Source organism: Haemophilus parainfluenzae (assembly GCF_014931275.1).
Lineage (GTDB): Bacteria > Pseudomonadota > Gammaproteobacteria > Enterobacterales > Pasteurellaceae > Haemophilus_D.
Window position 1 is genome coordinate 1,184,128 of record NZ_CP063110.1, and the last position, 14,682, is coordinate 1,198,809.

General features: G+C 38.7%; 19 protein-coding genes. 12 read left to right on the forward strand and 7 right to left on the reverse strand.

What is annotated here, in order from left to right:
• The first annotated feature begins 19 nt into the window (after positions 1 to 19).
• The 10 genes from metK to INQ00_RS05880 all read left to right on the forward strand — a co-directional run bounded on the left by metK (position 20) and on the right by INQ00_RS05880 (position 6,989).
• Entirely contained in the window at positions 20 to 1,174 is a 1,155-nt protein-coding gene (gene metK / locus INQ00_RS05835; RefSeq protein WP_197546482.1) for a methionine adenosyltransferase, read from the forward strand.
• Between the two features lie 56 nt (positions 1,175 to 1,230).
• Positions 1,231 to 1,743: a SprT family zinc-dependent metalloprotease gene (locus tag INQ00_RS05840; RefSeq protein ID WP_197546483.1), complete on the forward strand. Its 513-nt coding sequence runs from the start codon at positions 1,231 to 1,233 to the stop codon at positions 1,741 to 1,743.
• A gap of 53 nt (positions 1,744 to 1,796) precedes the next feature.
• Positions 1,797 to 2,315 carry an opacity family porin gene (locus INQ00_RS05845; protein ID WP_005699876.1) on the forward strand — a complete coding sequence of 173 codons (519 nt, stop codon included), beginning with the start codon at positions 1,797 to 1,799 and terminating at the stop codon, positions 2,313 to 2,315.
• Between the two features lie 154 nt (positions 2,316 to 2,469).
• Positions 2,470 to 2,814, forward strand: a complete 345-nt coding sequence (locus INQ00_RS05850) for an ArsC family reductase (RefSeq protein WP_005699881.1) — start codon at positions 2,470 to 2,472, stop codon at positions 2,812 to 2,814.
• Positions 2,815 to 2,894: 80 nt separating this feature from the next.
• Positions 2,895 to 3,326 carry a hypothetical protein gene (locus tag INQ00_RS05855; RefSeq protein WP_197546484.1) on the forward strand — a complete coding sequence of 144 codons (432 nt, stop codon included), beginning with the start codon at positions 2,895 to 2,897 and terminating at the stop codon, positions 3,324 to 3,326.
• A gap of 104 nt (positions 3,327 to 3,430) precedes the next feature.
• Positions 3,431 to 3,877, forward strand: a complete 447-nt coding sequence (locus tag INQ00_RS05860; RefSeq protein ID WP_197546485.1) for a hypothetical protein — start codon at positions 3,431 to 3,433, stop codon at positions 3,875 to 3,877.
• An 86-nt stretch (positions 3,878 to 3,963) separates the two neighbouring features.
• On the forward strand, positions 3,964 to 4,404 hold the full coding sequence (locus tag INQ00_RS05865) for a hypothetical protein (RefSeq protein ID WP_197541832.1): 441 nt from the start codon (positions 3,964 to 3,966) through the stop codon (positions 4,402 to 4,404).
• A gap of 78 nt (positions 4,405 to 4,482) precedes the next feature.
• Positions 4,483 to 5,055 carry a TonB-dependent receptor domain-containing protein gene (locus INQ00_RS05870; protein ID WP_232086594.1) on the forward strand — a complete coding sequence of 191 codons (573 nt, stop codon included), beginning with the start codon at positions 4,483 to 4,485 and terminating at the stop codon, positions 5,053 to 5,055.
• A 118-nt stretch (positions 5,056 to 5,173) separates the two neighbouring features.
• Positions 5,174 to 6,307, forward strand: a complete 1,134-nt coding sequence (gene dapE, locus INQ00_RS05875) for a succinyl-diaminopimelate desuccinylase (RefSeq protein ID WP_197546486.1) — start codon at positions 5,174 to 5,176, stop codon at positions 6,305 to 6,307.
• A 1-nt stretch (position 6,308) separates the two neighbouring features.
• On the forward strand, positions 6,309 to 6,989 hold the full coding sequence (locus INQ00_RS05880) for a M15 family metallopeptidase (protein WP_197546487.1): 681 nt from the start codon (positions 6,309 to 6,311) through the stop codon (positions 6,987 to 6,989).
• A gap of 40 nt (positions 6,990 to 7,029) precedes the next feature.
• Here the strand turns inward: INQ00_RS05880 and rapZ are convergent, their stop codons facing one another.
• The 6 genes from rapZ to yjgA all read right to left on the reverse strand — a co-directional run bounded on the left by rapZ (position 7,030) and on the right by yjgA (position 10,890).
• Positions 7,030 to 7,887, reverse strand: a complete 858-nt coding sequence (gene rapZ, locus INQ00_RS05885; RefSeq protein WP_197546488.1) for an RNase adapter RapZ — start codon at positions 7,885 to 7,887, stop codon at positions 7,030 to 7,032.
• 26 nt (positions 7,888 to 7,913) lie between these two features.
• Positions 7,914 to 8,432, reverse strand: coding sequence for a PTS IIA-like nitrogen regulatory protein PtsN (gene ptsN, locus INQ00_RS05890; RefSeq protein ID WP_197546489.1), 519 nt, complete (start codon positions 8,430 to 8,432; stop codon positions 7,914 to 7,916).
• 3 nt (positions 8,433 to 8,435) lie between these two features.
• Positions 8,436 to 9,161, reverse strand: a complete 726-nt coding sequence (gene lptB, locus INQ00_RS05895) for an LPS export ABC transporter ATP-binding protein (RefSeq protein ID WP_197546490.1) — start codon at positions 9,159 to 9,161, stop codon at positions 8,436 to 8,438.
• Between the two features lie 3 nt (positions 9,162 to 9,164).
• A complete protein-coding gene (gene lptA, locus INQ00_RS05900; RefSeq protein ID WP_049367753.1) occupies positions 9,165 to 9,683 on the reverse strand; it encodes a lipopolysaccharide transport periplasmic protein LptA in 519 nt (172 codons plus the stop codon).
• Positions 9,664 to 10,272, reverse strand: a complete 609-nt coding sequence (gene lptC / locus INQ00_RS05905) for an LPS export ABC transporter periplasmic protein LptC (RefSeq protein ID WP_014065071.1) — start codon at positions 10,270 to 10,272, stop codon at positions 9,664 to 9,666. The genes lptA and lptC overlap by 20 nt, the downstream gene beginning before the upstream one ends.
• Positions 10,273 to 10,353: 81 nt before the next feature.
• Positions 10,354 to 10,890, reverse strand: a complete 537-nt coding sequence (yjgA, locus tag INQ00_RS05910) for a ribosome biogenesis factor YjgA (protein ID WP_049381713.1) — start codon at positions 10,888 to 10,890, stop codon at positions 10,354 to 10,356.
• Between the two features lie 88 nt (positions 10,891 to 10,978).
• On the opposite strand from yjgA, the gene pmbA reads away from it, so the two are divergent.
• Together pmbA and hpt are read left to right on the forward strand one after the other, a co-directional pair.
• Complete coding sequence (pmbA, locus tag INQ00_RS05915; RefSeq protein ID WP_197546491.1) at positions 10,979 to 12,334, forward strand: metalloprotease PmbA; 1,356 nt, start codon at positions 10,979 to 10,981, stop codon at positions 12,332 to 12,334.
• Positions 12,335 to 12,536: 202 nt separating this feature from the next.
• The gene (gene hpt / locus INQ00_RS05920; RefSeq protein WP_178162137.1) at positions 12,537 to 13,076 is read left to right on the forward strand and encodes a hypoxanthine phosphoribosyltransferase; all 540 of its coding nucleotides are present in this window, start codon (positions 12,537 to 12,539) and stop codon (positions 13,074 to 13,076) included.
• Positions 13,077 to 13,143: 67 nt separating this feature from the next.
• Here the strand turns inward: hpt and der are convergent, their stop codons facing one another.
• Positions 13,144 to 14,664 (reverse strand): ribosome biogenesis GTPase Der, encoded by a 1,521-nt coding sequence (gene der / locus INQ00_RS05925; protein WP_049384377.1) that lies wholly within the window; start codon positions 14,662 to 14,664, stop codon positions 13,144 to 13,146.
• Positions 14,665 to 14,682: the final 18 nt, after the last annotated feature.

Genomic DNA, 14,682 nt, shown 5'->3' on the forward strand with positions numbered 1-14,682 from the left:
ATCTAAAAGAAGAGAATTTATGTCTAGCTATTTATTTACTTCTGAATCAGTTTCAGAAGGACATCCAGATAAGATTGCCGATCAAATTTCTGATGCGGTACTTGATGAAATTTTAAAACAAGATCCTAAAGCTCGTGTGGCTTGCGAAACCTATGTCAAAACAGGGATGGCGTTAGTGGGTGGTGAAATTACTACATCAGCATGGGTTGATATTGAAAACCTTACTCGCCAAGTGATTTGTGATATTGGTTATAAACACTCTGAAATGGGGTTTGATGGCAATTCTTGTGCTGTATTAAATGCGATTGGCAAACAGTCATCGGATATTAATCAAGGTGTGGATCGTGAGAATCCATTGGATCAAGGTGCGGGTGACCAAGGGATCATGTTTGGTTATGCAACAAATGAAACCGAAGTCTTGATGCCAGCAGCGATTACTTATGCGCATCGTTTAATGGAAAAACAAGCGGAAGTACGTAAAAGCGGTAACTTAGCCTGGTTACGCCCTGATGCGAAAAGCCAAGTGACCTTAAAATACGAAGATAACAAAATCGTGGGCGTGGATGCCGTTGTTCTTTCTACACAGCACAGTGAAGAAGTCTCACAAAAAGAAATTTATGAAGGCGTGATGGAAGAAATCATCAAGCCAATTTTGCCAAGTGAATGGTTATCTCAACAAACAAAATATTTTATTAACCCAACCGGTCGTTTTGTGATTGGTGGTCCAATGGGCGACTGTGGTTTAACGGGTCGTAAAATCATTGTCGATACCTACGGCGGTGCAGCTCGTCATGGTGGAGGTGCATTTTCTGGTAAAGATCCATCAAAAGTAGACCGTTCAGCTGCTTATGCCGCACGTTATGTGGCTAAAAATATTGTTGCAGCAGGTCTTGCAGATCGTTGTGAAATTCAACTTTCTTATGCAATTGGCGTGGCTGAGCCAACTTCTATCATGGTAGAAACCTTCGGCACAGGAAAAGTATCAAACGAAGTATTAGTTAAGTTAGTGCGTGAATTCTTTGATTTACGTCCTTATGGTTTAATTAAAATGTTAAATTTAATTCAACCAATCTATCGCCAAACTGCCGCGTATGGACACTTCGGTCGTGAACAATTCCCATGGGAAAAAGTAGATCGTGCAGAAGAATTGCGTGCAGCAGCCGGTCTTAAATAAGTAAATAAAATGTGTATGATAAAAACCGCTAAATTAGCGGTTTTTGTTTACTTAACATGATGATCTCATCTCAAACTCAGTTTCGGCATTTAAAAATGCAGGTACAGCGTAAACTTGCAGAAACATTACAACTGGCTGAAAATCACTTTCAACGGAAATTTCCTATTCCGACAATCAGTTATGACTTGCGAGGTGTAAAGGCTGGCGTTGCATACTTGCAGAAAAATGAGATTAAATTTAACCGCACTTTACTACTCGAGAACTCAGATGAATTTATTCGTCAGGTGGTTCCACACGAATTAGCCCACCTTATTGTGTATCAAGTATTTGGTCGAGTGAAACCGCATGGGCAGGAGTGGCAAGCGGTGATGACGCAGTTATTCAATCTTCCGGCTGATACTTGCCATCAATTCGATGTGGAAAGTGTACAGGGTAAAATGTTTGCTTATCAATGCGAATGTCAGACCCATTATTTAACGATTCGTCGGCATAATCGCATTCAACGCGATAAAATTGCCTATTTATGTCGAAAATGTCAGGGAAAATTGGTTTTTCATAGTGAAAATTAATGAGTGCTGTGATATATTCGTAATGTTTTCAATCAAATAACAGGGGTTATCCAATGAAAAAATCATTATTAGCTATCGTTGTCGGTGCATTAGCGGTTGCTTCAACAGCAAACGCAGGTTTATATGCAGAAGGTGATCTAGGTCTTTCAAGAACTAAATTAAGCAATGGTGGTTCAAGCAAAACTAAAGTTGAACCTCGTGTTGCAGTAGGTTACAAATTAGGTAATATGCGTGTAGCAGGTGATTATACTCATCACGGCAACTTCCAAGGTACTAAAGTTCAAGGTTTAGGTGCGACAGTATTCTATGACTTCGATACCAATTCTCAAATTGAACCTTATGTTGGTGCTCGTCTTGCGGCAAACCGTTTCAAATTTGAAGAGCGTGCGGATCAACGCTATAAAAGCTCTTCTGAAACCAAAGTGGGTTATGGCGTAGTTGCGGGTGCTAAATACAAATTAGCAGAAAAAGTGTATGCAAACGGTGGTTTAGAATATAACCGTTTAGGTAGCTTTGACGATACTAAAGTGAATAACTATGGCGCTAAAGTGGGTGTAGGTTACGAATTCTAATTTCCCTTTTGAAAAGTGCGGTTGATTTTCACCGCACTTTTTCTTTTGGATGTGAAAATTTGTATCGGGCTAATCTATTTGTGATTAATTCATGTAGCAGTTAAAATCCTCGTTCTAAATGAATTGAGGATTTTTTGTTTTTAGAGGTGAGAATATGATTATCGTTTATGGCATTAAAAACTGTGATACAGTAAAAAAAGCATTGAAGTGGCTAACTGAACATAATATTCAACATAAATTACATGATTATCGTGTGGATGGATTAGATACTCAATTCTTACAACAAGCAGAAGCTCAATTTGGTTGGGAAAATTTAGTCAATAAACGTAGTACGACTTGGCGTAATCTTGATGAAAATGTGAAAAATACACTCTCGAAATCTACCGCACTTTCCGTATTAGCTGAAAATCCAACGTTAATCAAACGCCCGATTATTCTGCAAGATGGTAAGGCATTGATTGGCTTCAACGAAAAAGAATATATTGCAGTATTTAAGTAGTACTAAAGTAGAGAATTTATTTTTACTTGTTTATCTACTTATTAGAACTACTAATTTTGATTAAAAAAGGAAATATAAAAATGAATAATGAACAACAAAGTGAACAGCAAAAAGCCATACGACGTTTTTTTATTGGAAGTTTTTTTATTGCATTAGTATGCGCTGCCGTCGTTGATTTATTTCTTGCTTCAATGGATGGCAGCTCATCAGATGACGTGGTATGGGTATTTTTTTATACTTTTTTTATCGTATTTATACCTAGTGCGATTACAACGTTTGTTTTTTACATCACTCAGGAAAAAGCAAGTAGCTACTATTCGCGGTATTTGTTACTGGCACTTTTGATGCCGCCTTTTTTAATTCCGCTCTTGGCCACATTATTCGATTTGATTTATTTAAACAGTTGGCATGATGCTATTGATACGCTTGTAGAGTATTATCTAACGCACGGTATTTTGGCTTGTATATTGGGAGTAGTTCAACTGGTATTGGCAGCCATATGCTTGCCATAAATGCATAATGCACAATAATTTTTTAACCTTGCCTTTTATTAAAGGTTGGAGACTTTCTTACTGCTTATTAGAGTTATTAATTTTATTTGAAAGGAAATATAAAAATGAATAATGAACAACAAAATGAACAGCAAAAAGCCATACGACGTTTTTTTATTGGGAGTTTTTTTATTGCATTAGTATGCGCAGCCCTCGGTTATTTATTTATTACTTTAATGACTCCCAGCTCAGATGAGGTGGTATTGATATTTTTTTATACTTTTTTTATCGTATTTATACCTAGTGCGATTACAACGTTTGTTTTTTACATCACTCAGGAAAAAGCAAGTAGCTACTATTGTCGGTATTTTTTACTGGCACTTTTGATGCCGTTCTTTTTAATTCCGATCCTGACCACATTATTCGATTTGATTTATTTAAACCGTTGGCATGATGCTATTGATATGCTTGTAGCGAATTATCTAGGGTACAGTATTCCTTGTGGTATATTAGGAGTAGCTCAACTGGTGTTAGCACAAGCGTGTTTTATAAAAATATGGGACGCACAGTAAAACCGCTTAACCTTATTCTTTATTAAAGCTGGAGGTTTTTTTCTGCTTATTGGAGCTATTAATTTTATTTGAAAGGAAATATAAAAATGAATAATGAACAACAAAGTGAACAGCAAAAAGCCATACGACGTTTTTTTATTGGGAGTTTTTTTATTGCATTATTATGCGCTGCCGTCGTTGATTTATTTCTTGCTTCAATGGATCGCGGCTCATCAGATGAGGTGGTATGGGTATTTTTTTATACTTTTTTTATCGTATTTATACCTAGTGCGATAACAACGTTTGTTTTTTACATCACTCAGGAAAAAGCAAGTCGCTATTATGGGCGGTATTTATTGGTGGCATTTTTTATGCCTTTTTTAATCCCTATTATTGTCGGATTATTTTTGCATTTTGTTGATTTAAACTGGGATAGCACTATTGATACAATTATAGGCACTTATTTTTTATTAGGCCTTCCTTGTACTATTTTGGGGATAGTTCAATTGGTGCTGGCAGTAGTATGTTTACCAGAAATGCATAAGTAAATAGTCATCTTTTAACCTTGCCTTTTGCACTTAATAAGAATAAGATTCATTACAGTATTGTTACAATCTCAATCATTGATGTGGAAGAATGACACCTTTGATTTTTCTGTATCGTTATTTGGTAGTGATGTCCACGATTTCATTATGTTAGAACGAGTAGGTAAAGATGTCTCGGCTCGTAATATCAAGGCAACTCGATTAGGTGGCGAAATTGAAGGTAAATGGAAATTTGCACGTCACTGGGAAATCGGTAGTAGTCTGGCTTATACCTATGGTAAAAATCGCACGGACGACCGTCCACTTGCTCAAACACCACCATTAGAATGGAAAAACTCATTAACTTGGGATAATGAAACCTTGAGTGCTGGAGTATTATGGCGAGTGGTTTCGGCACAAAAACGCTATGCAACAGGACAAGGCAACATTATTGGGCAGGACATTGGCGCTTCAGCAGGCTTTGGAACCTTATCCTTTAATACAGGGTGGAAAATTAATAAATATGCCACTTTGCAGGGCGGAATTGATAACTTATTTAATAAATCCTATGCAGAATTTGTAAGTAAAGGCGCAGATCCTTCAGCGGGACTTCAAACTGTTCGAGTGAACGAGCCTGGACGTCAATATTGGTTACGTTTGCAAGTTCAATTCTAGGATTCTTCATAAACTAATAAAAACGGATAACGAGGTTATCCGTTTTTTATTTGAACAGATTTAAATTGAAGGAAAATTTTGTTAAATTAGACCGCACTTTTAGTCGTCACTGAATATTATGAAACAAAAAACTATTGAGCTTGCACAAGCATTAATTCATCGCCCCTCTATTAGCCCAAATGATGAAGGTTGTCAGCAAATGATTGCTGAGCGTTTGGAAAAACTCGGCTTTCAAATTGAATGGATGCCTTTTAACGATACGTTAAATTTATGGGCGAAGCATGGTAGTAGTGAGCCGGTTATCGCCTTTGCTGGGCATACCGATGTGGTGCCGACCGGAGATGAAGCGCAATGGACTTATCCGCCGTTTTCTGCCGAAATTGTGGATGATATGCTTTATGGTCGTGGTGCTGCCGATATGAAGGGCTCATTGGCAGCGATGATTGTAGCAACGGAAAAATATGTGAAAGCCAATCCAAATCATAATGGAACGATTGCTTTGTTGATTACTTCTGACGAAGAGGCTGCCGCGAAAGATGGCACGGTACGTGTTGTCGAAACCTTAATGGCCCGCGGTGAGAAAATCACTTATTGCATGGTGGGCGAGCCGTCTAGTTCAAAAACATTAGGCGATGTAGTCAAAAATGGTCGTCGTGGTTCGATTACAGGTAATCTCTACATACAAGGTATTCAAGGCCATGTGGCTTATCCTCATTTAGCGGAAAACCCAATTCATAAAGCCGCCCCTTTCTTGCAGGAATTAACCACCTATCAATGGGATAATGGTAACGAATTTTTCCCGCCGACCAGTTTACAAATTGCAAATATTCATGCGGGTACAGGGAGTAATAATGTCATCCCTGGTGAGCTTTATGTGCAATTCAATTTACGTTATTGTACGGAAGTTACAGACGAAATTATTAAGCAGAAAGTGGCAGAAATGCTCGAAAAGCATGCCTTGAAATACCGTATGGATTGGAATTTATCGGGTAAACCATTTTTAACGAAACCGGGCAAATTATTAGATGCATTAACGACAGCAATTAAGCAAACAACCAGTATTACACCACAAGCAGAAACTGGCGGTGGTACCTCTGACGGGCGTTTTATTGCATTGATGGGCGCTGAAGTTGTGGAATTTGGGCCACTTAATGCAACGATTCATAAAGTGAATGAATGTGTAAACGTTGATGATCTTGCAAAGTGCGGTCAAATTTATTATCAAATGTTAGTGAATTTATTGGACAAGTAAGATGAAATTAACGCCCGAAATGTTAACCGGCAAATCTCGTGAACATTTGATCAATTTGCCTACACCTCATTCTCCAAATCATTTTTTGCAAGCTGAGGCAATGAAAGCATTTCAAGGATTGCAGCAAATCGCGGTCAAAAATGGCTTTAATTTGCAACCCGCGAGTAGCTTTCGTGATTTTGAACGTCAACAACTCATTTGGAACGGTAAATTTAACGGTGAACGCAAGGTTCATGATGATGCGGGAAATCCATTAGATTTAGCATCGTTAGATGATTGGCAAAAAGCACAAGCCATTTTACGTTGGTCAGCGCTTCCAGGTGGCAGTCGTCATCATTGGGGTACAGAAGTCGATATTTTTGATCCTGATCTTTTGCCTCAAGGTCAATCTTTACAACTTGAACCTTGGGAATATGAAAAGGGGGGGTATTTTTTTGAGCTTAGTGAATTTCTTACTGAAAATCTACCGCACTTTGATTTTGCTTTGCCATTTATCAGTCAGCCAGAAGGTAAAAAAATAGGTCGAGAGCCTTGGCATATTAGCTATTTACCTTTAGCTGAACAGGCATCACGATTATTTACGCCAGATGTGCTATTGCAGGTTTGGCAGCATGAAACCGTGGCTGGAAAAGAAACGTTAATTACACATTTGTCAGAGATTTTTGAGCAGTATGTGGTTTAACAAAAAACGCAGCTGGTCGCTGCGTTTTTTTATGGTTTGATTAATTCTTTTTGTTCTTTTCCAAGGATTTATGCTGAATTTTCACATCCTTACCTTTAGCTTGGAAATATTCTCCAATTTGTTGAGCGATATAAACAGAACGATGTTTACCACCCGTACAACCAATGGCAATAGTGAGATAGCTTCGGTTATTTTGCTCTAACATCGGTAACCACGTTTCAATGTAATTGCGTGTTTGGTAGATAAAATTATTCACCTCATCATGCGCAAGTAAAAATTGTGCAACAGGTTCATCAAGCCCCGTCATTGGGCGCAGTTCTGGGTTCCAGTGCGGGTTAGGCAGAAAACGCACATCAAAGACATAATCCGCATCAAGTGGAATGCCATATTTAAAGCCAAACGATTCAACCACGATCTTAAGTTCTTTATCTGTATTACCGCGTAAAACTTCTCTTAAACGTTCAGATAACGCATGAGTGGAAAGTGGCGCAGTATCAATAATAAAATTAGCATGTTGAATTAAAGGCTCAAGTTGTTGATACTCTAAATCAATCGCTGATTCAAGCGGGAGATCTTGTGCCGAAAGTGGATGAAGACGACGTGAATCGCTGTAACGGCGAATAAGTGTACTACGATCGCTGTCTAGAAAGATGATTTTGACGGAATAAGAGGCTTGAATATCAGTCAAAATTTTGTCTAAATCAGCACTGGAATGAGGAAGATTTCGAATATCAAGGCTGATTGCAACAGCCGATTGAGTGTTAGCAAGAATCTGCGTGAGTTGAGGAAGTAAATTGAGAGGAAGGTTATCCACGCAATAATAGCCCATATCTTCCAAGGCTCGTAATGCGACAGATTTCCCAGCTCCGGAGCGACCGCTGATAATAATAATTTCCATCTGCGTGATTCCTTATGGTTGGTAGGTTATACCTCTTGAGGTGCAATATTATCTAAATTTGTGTCGTCTTCAGATTCCTCTGAATGATCGGCACATTCAAAAATTTGCCAAATTTCATCCGTACTTTGCGCTGAACGAAGTTGTTTAATTAAGTTTTTATCAGTTAATTTTTCATTGATTTCTGCCAGAACAGGAATATATTCTTGGCAGTGATTTTCGGGTACGAGCACAGCAAAAACGATATCCACCAGTTTATTATCGGCGGCATCATATTCGACAGGCGTTTCTAATTGCATAAATACCGTCAGGATCTTATCTGACACAGTAGCAGGTAACTTAGCTTTAGGCATGGCGACACCATTGCCTAATCCTGAATTACCTAATTTTTCTCGTTCAAATAAACATTCAAAACAAGCTTGTTCACCATTTTCAGAGTGAAGTTTTTCCACAACGAAAGTGGCAATAGATTCAAATAATCGTTTCTTGCTAGAAAAAGCAACCCCCTGACGAATATCATCAGGGGAGAGCAGAGTCGTAAATTTCATAGGTTATAGTTTAAATTGTTCGCCTAAATAGACACGTTTAACGTGCTCATCATTCATGACTTCTTCCGGTGTGCCGGTCGCGATAATTTTCCCTTCGCCAACAATGTAAGCTCGTTCACAGACATCAAGGGTTTCGCGTACGTTATGGTCGGTAATCAACACACCTAAGCCACGATTACGGAGATCCGTGATGATTTTCTTAATATCCGTGACTGAAATTGGGTCTACACCCGCAAAAGGTTCATCTAATAAAATAAATTTTGGATTTGCTGCTAGGGCGCGTGCAATTTCCACACGACGACGTTCACCACCAGAAAGAGATTGTCCTAGGCTATCACGAATATGGCCAATATTGAACTCATCAATTAACTCATCCGCTCTCTCTCTGCGCTGCTCAGCAGTGAGATCTTTACGAATTTCTAATACCGCCATAAGATTTTCATATACCGTTAAACGGCGGAAAATAGAGGCTTCTTGTGGTAAATAGCCAATTCCTCGACGAGCACGTTCATGCATAGGTAATACGCTAATATCATCGCCGTCAATAGTAATCTTACCTTGATCGTGACGTACTAGACCCACCACAATATAGAAAGTAGTAGTTTTACCCGCACCATTAGGACCAAGTAAGCCAACAATTTCATTGGAGTTTACGGTTAAACTCACATCAGAAACCACTTTTCGGCTCTTGTAACTTTTTGCGAGAAATTCAGCTTGTAATACAGACATCGGTTATTTTTTACCTTTTTGTTGTAATTGGGTCGGAATTAAGACGGTTTGCACACGTGATTTTCCATTACCATTGGCTTTTAACTGTTGTTTTTTCACATCATAAGTGATGCGTTCACCGTTAATTTTGCTATCCAATTGTTTTAATTCAGCATTACCGGTTAATGTTAAGAATTCAGTGCCTAAATCGTAGTGAACTTTATTCGCTTTACCATCAACAGGCTTACCATCATCAAGTTGCTGGTGGAAGGTAACAGGGCTACCAAAGGCTTCGACGGTTTCTTTTTTACCTGAATTTTCTGGCGGACGAGTAATAACTACTTTATTGGCTTTAATTAAAATGGAACCTTGTGTAATCACAACGTTATCCGTAAAGGTTACTACGCTGTTTTCCATATCTAAAGATTGATTATCTGAGACAATATTAATCGGTTTATTGGTATCGTCTTTTAACGCAAAAGCAGATAAGGAAGTCATCATTAATGCTGTTAAAAGCAGAATTTTATTGTTTGTTGATTTCATAATATGTTTTTACCTGTTCCTTTAGAGTTGCAACTTGCTGACGTAAATTTCCGACCAACTTCAATCCACTTGAGTTAAAGTTTAATCCGTTAATTTTTACTTGTGTATCGGAAGTAATGTCTTGTGTTTTTAAATTAATCACGGCCGCTTCGGTCTCAACACGTTGCAGGCGAGATAAAGGATCAAGGCTCTCGGCAACCACGCCGCCTTCAAGATAGAGCATTTGATCTTTAGTTAATTTTGCTTTTTTCGCGCTAAGCTTCCAATTTTGTTTTTCTAATTGAATTTTATCGGTTTTCGTATCTTTGTCTTTATTATCTAAAGAGACATCAAAAAGATAGACTAATGGCGAAATAAAATCCGTATGACCGTCTTGTGTGTAATATTCCACCTTATCGGAAATCGCGAGATATTGTTTTTTTCCTTCTGGCGAGAATACAGTCGTTTCCATTTTATTACCGACGTATTCTGGGCTATCAGGCTTTTTGATTAGGCTTTGTAAATCGCCATGATCTTGATTAAGCGAATAATACCAGCCTAATAAAGCCAAGGCGATGACACCTAAAATAATATTCCAACGAATATTCATAAATAACGTTCTTTCCTTCTTAAAAGGGTAACTAATCATAGCACTTTTTTGACACAAAGTGCGGTCAAAAATAGCCGTATTTTAGTCTTCTAAAATGAGTGTTTTTAAGATCTGATAAATCTCGCGATAAGCTTTTGATGGCTTATTTTGTTCCTTCTCTTTCTGTGCTGCACGAATCAAATTACGTAATTGTTGGCGATCTGCAGAAGGATGCTCATTTAACAAATCAGTCAGTGCTACATCACCTTTCGCAACTAATTCATCACGTAAGATTTCCAACTTATGCAGCATCGCTTGTTGTTGATTATGTTTGTTTTCAATTTTTTCTAAAGCTTCACGAATAGGCTCTGCATCAATTGAGCGTAAGAGCTTACCAATATATTGCAATTGGCGACGACGCGCCTCTTTTTGCAGGCGTTGTGCTAATTCAATGGCATCTTTCAAGCTATCGTCTAGTGGAACCTTAGTCAGATTTGCTTTGGTTAAGTTCACCAATTTCTCCCCGAGTTGTTTTAAATCCTCAGCGTCGCGTTTGATTTCACTTTTACTTACCCAAATAATCTCTTCTTGGTCTTCATCTTCCCAATCAAAGGCTTCTTTTTTCTTACGTTTTGCCATTCTATTACCTTATGAAAAATTTGGTGCATTTTAGCATAAACTTTCAAAATAAGATAAAATGGTGCAAATTTTTAATAGGATAATTACCATGAAAACAGCAGAAAATTTAACCGCACTTTTAAAATCTCAAGAGCAAACATTGCGTGATGCAGTCAGTTTTGCGATTGAAACCGCGCAGAAAGCGGGGGCAACCGCTGAAGTCGGTGTGACAAAAGTGAGTGGTTTATCGGTTTCAACCCGTCTGCAAGAGATTGAAAATGTTGAATTTACTAATGATGGGGCATTAGGCATTTCTGTTTATTTAGGCCAACAAAAAGGCAATGCTTCTACCTCAGACTTAAGTGAAGAAGCGATTAAAAATACCGTTGAAGCAGCACTTGCTATTGCAAAATATACTTCACCAGATGATTGCACAGGGCTAGCCGATAAAGAACTAATGGCTTTTGAAGCACCCGATTTAGCGCTTTATCATAGTGCAAATGTTGATGTCGAACAGGCTACAAAATTAGCTTTAGAAGCTGAAAAATCAGCGTTGGAATACGATGCTAAAATTGTGAATAGTAATGGCGCAAGCTTTAATTCGCATACTGGTGTGCGTGTTTATGGTAATACACATGGCATGTTACAAAGTTACTTATCTAGCCGTTATTCTTTATCTTGTTCGGTGATTGGTGGCGAGCTAGATCAACTTGAAAATGACTACGAATATACAGTTTCACGTGAGTTTGATGCGCTTTCTCCAGCGGATTGGGTAGGACAGAATTGTGCAAAAAAAGTGATTGCGCGTTTAAATCCACAAAAATTAACGACACGTGAAGTGCCGGTGATTTTCTTAAATGATGTGGCAACAGGATTGATCTCTCATTTAACGGGCGCGATTAGTGGCGGCAGCTTATATCGTAAATCCAGTTTCTTGCTCGATCATCTTGGAAAACAAGTATTGCCAGATTGGTTCCAAATTAGTGAGCGTCCGCATTTGTTAAAACGTTTAGCCTCCACGCCTTTTGATAGCGAAGGGGTGCGAACACAGGATCTTGAAATTATTCAAGATGGCTTATTGCAAACCTATTTGCTCACCAGTTACAGCGGTAGAAAAATGGGCATGCAAAGTACCGGTCATGCAGGCGGTATTCACAACTGGCTCGTGAAACCAAATTTAACGGGCGGATTGACCGCACTTTTACGTCAAATGGGCACCGGTTTATTGGTGACAGATGTCATGGGGCAAGGCGTAAATATTGTGACGGGGGATTATTCCCGTGGCGCAGCAGGCTTCTGGGTGGAGAATGGTGAAATCCAGTATCCAGTTGCAGAAATTACCATTGCCGGTCAATTACAGGATATGTTGAAAAATATTGTGGCAGTAGCAGATGATATTGAACATCGCTCCAATATTCAAACAGGTTCAATCTTGTTAGATAAGATGAAAATTTCAGGAAATTAATAAATTTTTTAAAATGATAATAATTCTTATTGACATGTAATTTCTTTCTGCTACTATACGCACATCTGTTTAGCAGCGATTGCAGATTGCTCCAACAGGTAGAGTAGAAAGTAAATTCGTTAGGGTTAAAAAGGCTGAAGGTTTAAACTTCAGCCTTTTTTATTGTAGAATACGCAAACGATTAAATTAAAAAGGAAAGACCATGAAAAAACACCACGTCGATATTTTAATTTCAGAAGCGGATGTTCGTAGCCGCATTACTGAACTTGGTGCAGAAATTACGCATTTTTATCAACAACAAGCCATCGATAAACTGATTGTTGTTGGGCTTTTACGTGGTTCATTTATGTTCATGGCCGATCTCGTGCGTGAATTAAAATTACCGGTAGAAGTGGAGTTTATGACCACATCAAGTTATGGCGCAGGGATGACAAGTAATCACGATGTGAAAATTTCGAAAGATCTCGAGGGCGATATTCGCAATGAACACGTGCTGATTGTTGAGGATATTATTGATACAGGTTATACCCTCGAAAAAGTGCGCAGCATTTTAAATTTACGCGATCCTGCAAGCTTGGCGATTTGTACCTTATTAGATAAACCTTCTCGCCGAGAAGTGGAAGTACCGGTTGAATGGATTGGTTTTTCTATTCCGGATGAATTTGTTGTCGGCTATGGTATTGATTATGCTCAACGTTATCGTAATCTAGGCTATATTGGCAAAGTGGTTATAGACGAATAATTTATTTTTCAATAAAAAGAGCGGTCAAAATTCACAGTGATTTTTGACCGCTCTTTGTTTGTTAAGATTAGCGTTTCGCTTTTTTGATAAACTTCATTAAACGCTTACGTTTACGTAATTGGTTTGGTGTGAGTTTATTTTTTCTACCCGCGAATGGGTTTGAACCTTCTTGGAATAGCAAGCGGATTGGCGAACCAATAATTTTCAAACTCTTACGATAATAATTAGATAAATAACGTTTGTATGAATCCGGTAATTTATCCATTTGGTTACCATGCACCACGATAATTGGTGGGTTATAACCACCTGGGTGAGCATATTTTAATTTAATACGACGACCGCCAATCATTGGTGGTTGATGCTCATCCGTTGCCATTTGTAAAATACGGGTGAGAAGGGACGTCGTCATTTTTTGCGTCGCACAAGCATAAGCTTCTTTAATCGAATCAAAAAGATTACCCACGCCACTGCCGTGTAAAGCAGAAATAAAATGCACACGAGCAAAGTCGATGAAATCAAGACGGCGATCTAATTCAGATTTGACGCGATCTTTCACATCTTGATCTAAGCCATCCCATTTATTCACGACGATCACGAGCGAGCGTCCTGCATTTAAGATAAAGCCAAGTAGAGAGAGATCTTGGTCTGAAATGTTTTCACGCGCATCAATTGTGAGTAATACCACGTTTGCATCTTGAATCGCTTGTAATGTTTTGATGACAGAGAATTTCTCAACGGCTAAATGCACTTTACCACGTTTACGCACACCTGCTGTATCAATCAAGGTGTATTGTTGCCCATCGCGTTCCATTGGAATGTAGATACTGTCACGTGTTGTGCCTGGCATGTCGTAAACCACCACGCGATCTTCACCTAAAATACGATTGGTTAATGTCGATTTACCGACGTTTGGACGGCCTACAATCGCAATTTTGATATTTTTATCTTGTTCTTCTTCAAGCTCTTCGTCTAATGCTTCATCAATTAATGAAGTATCTTCTTCTGAATCGAAGTCAAATTCGTGATCCCATTCATCTTTTTCTTCTTCATCAGAAGTGCGGTCATTTTCTGCTTCGTTTTCTTGTAATTTTTCCGCTAAAGGTGCAAGTACTTGCTCCATTAATTGAGTTACGCCACGGCCTTGTGATGCGGCAATTTGTTCAATTTCACCTAAGCCTAATTGATAGAATTCCGCACAGTGTGAGTCTGCATCAATACCGTCAGTTTTATTTGCTACAACCACGGTTGTTTTATTAGTACGTTGGCGTAAGTAATTGGCAATGCCAATGTCTGCAGCCGTTAAACCTGCACGCGCATCCACTAAGAAAAGCACTACATCGGCTTCTTCAATCGCTAATAAGGATTGTTCCGCCATTTTTTCTTCAACGCCTTCTTCAGTGCCATCAATACCGCCGGTATCGATCACAATGAAATCATAGCCAGAAATATTGGCATGACCGTATTTACGATCTCGGGTTAAACCAGGGAAGTCTGCGACAAGCGCATCACGAGTACGGGTTAAACGGTTGAATAGGGTGGATTTACCTACGTTTGGGCGACCCACTAAGGCAACGACAGGAGTTGTCATAAAAATATCTCTGTAAAG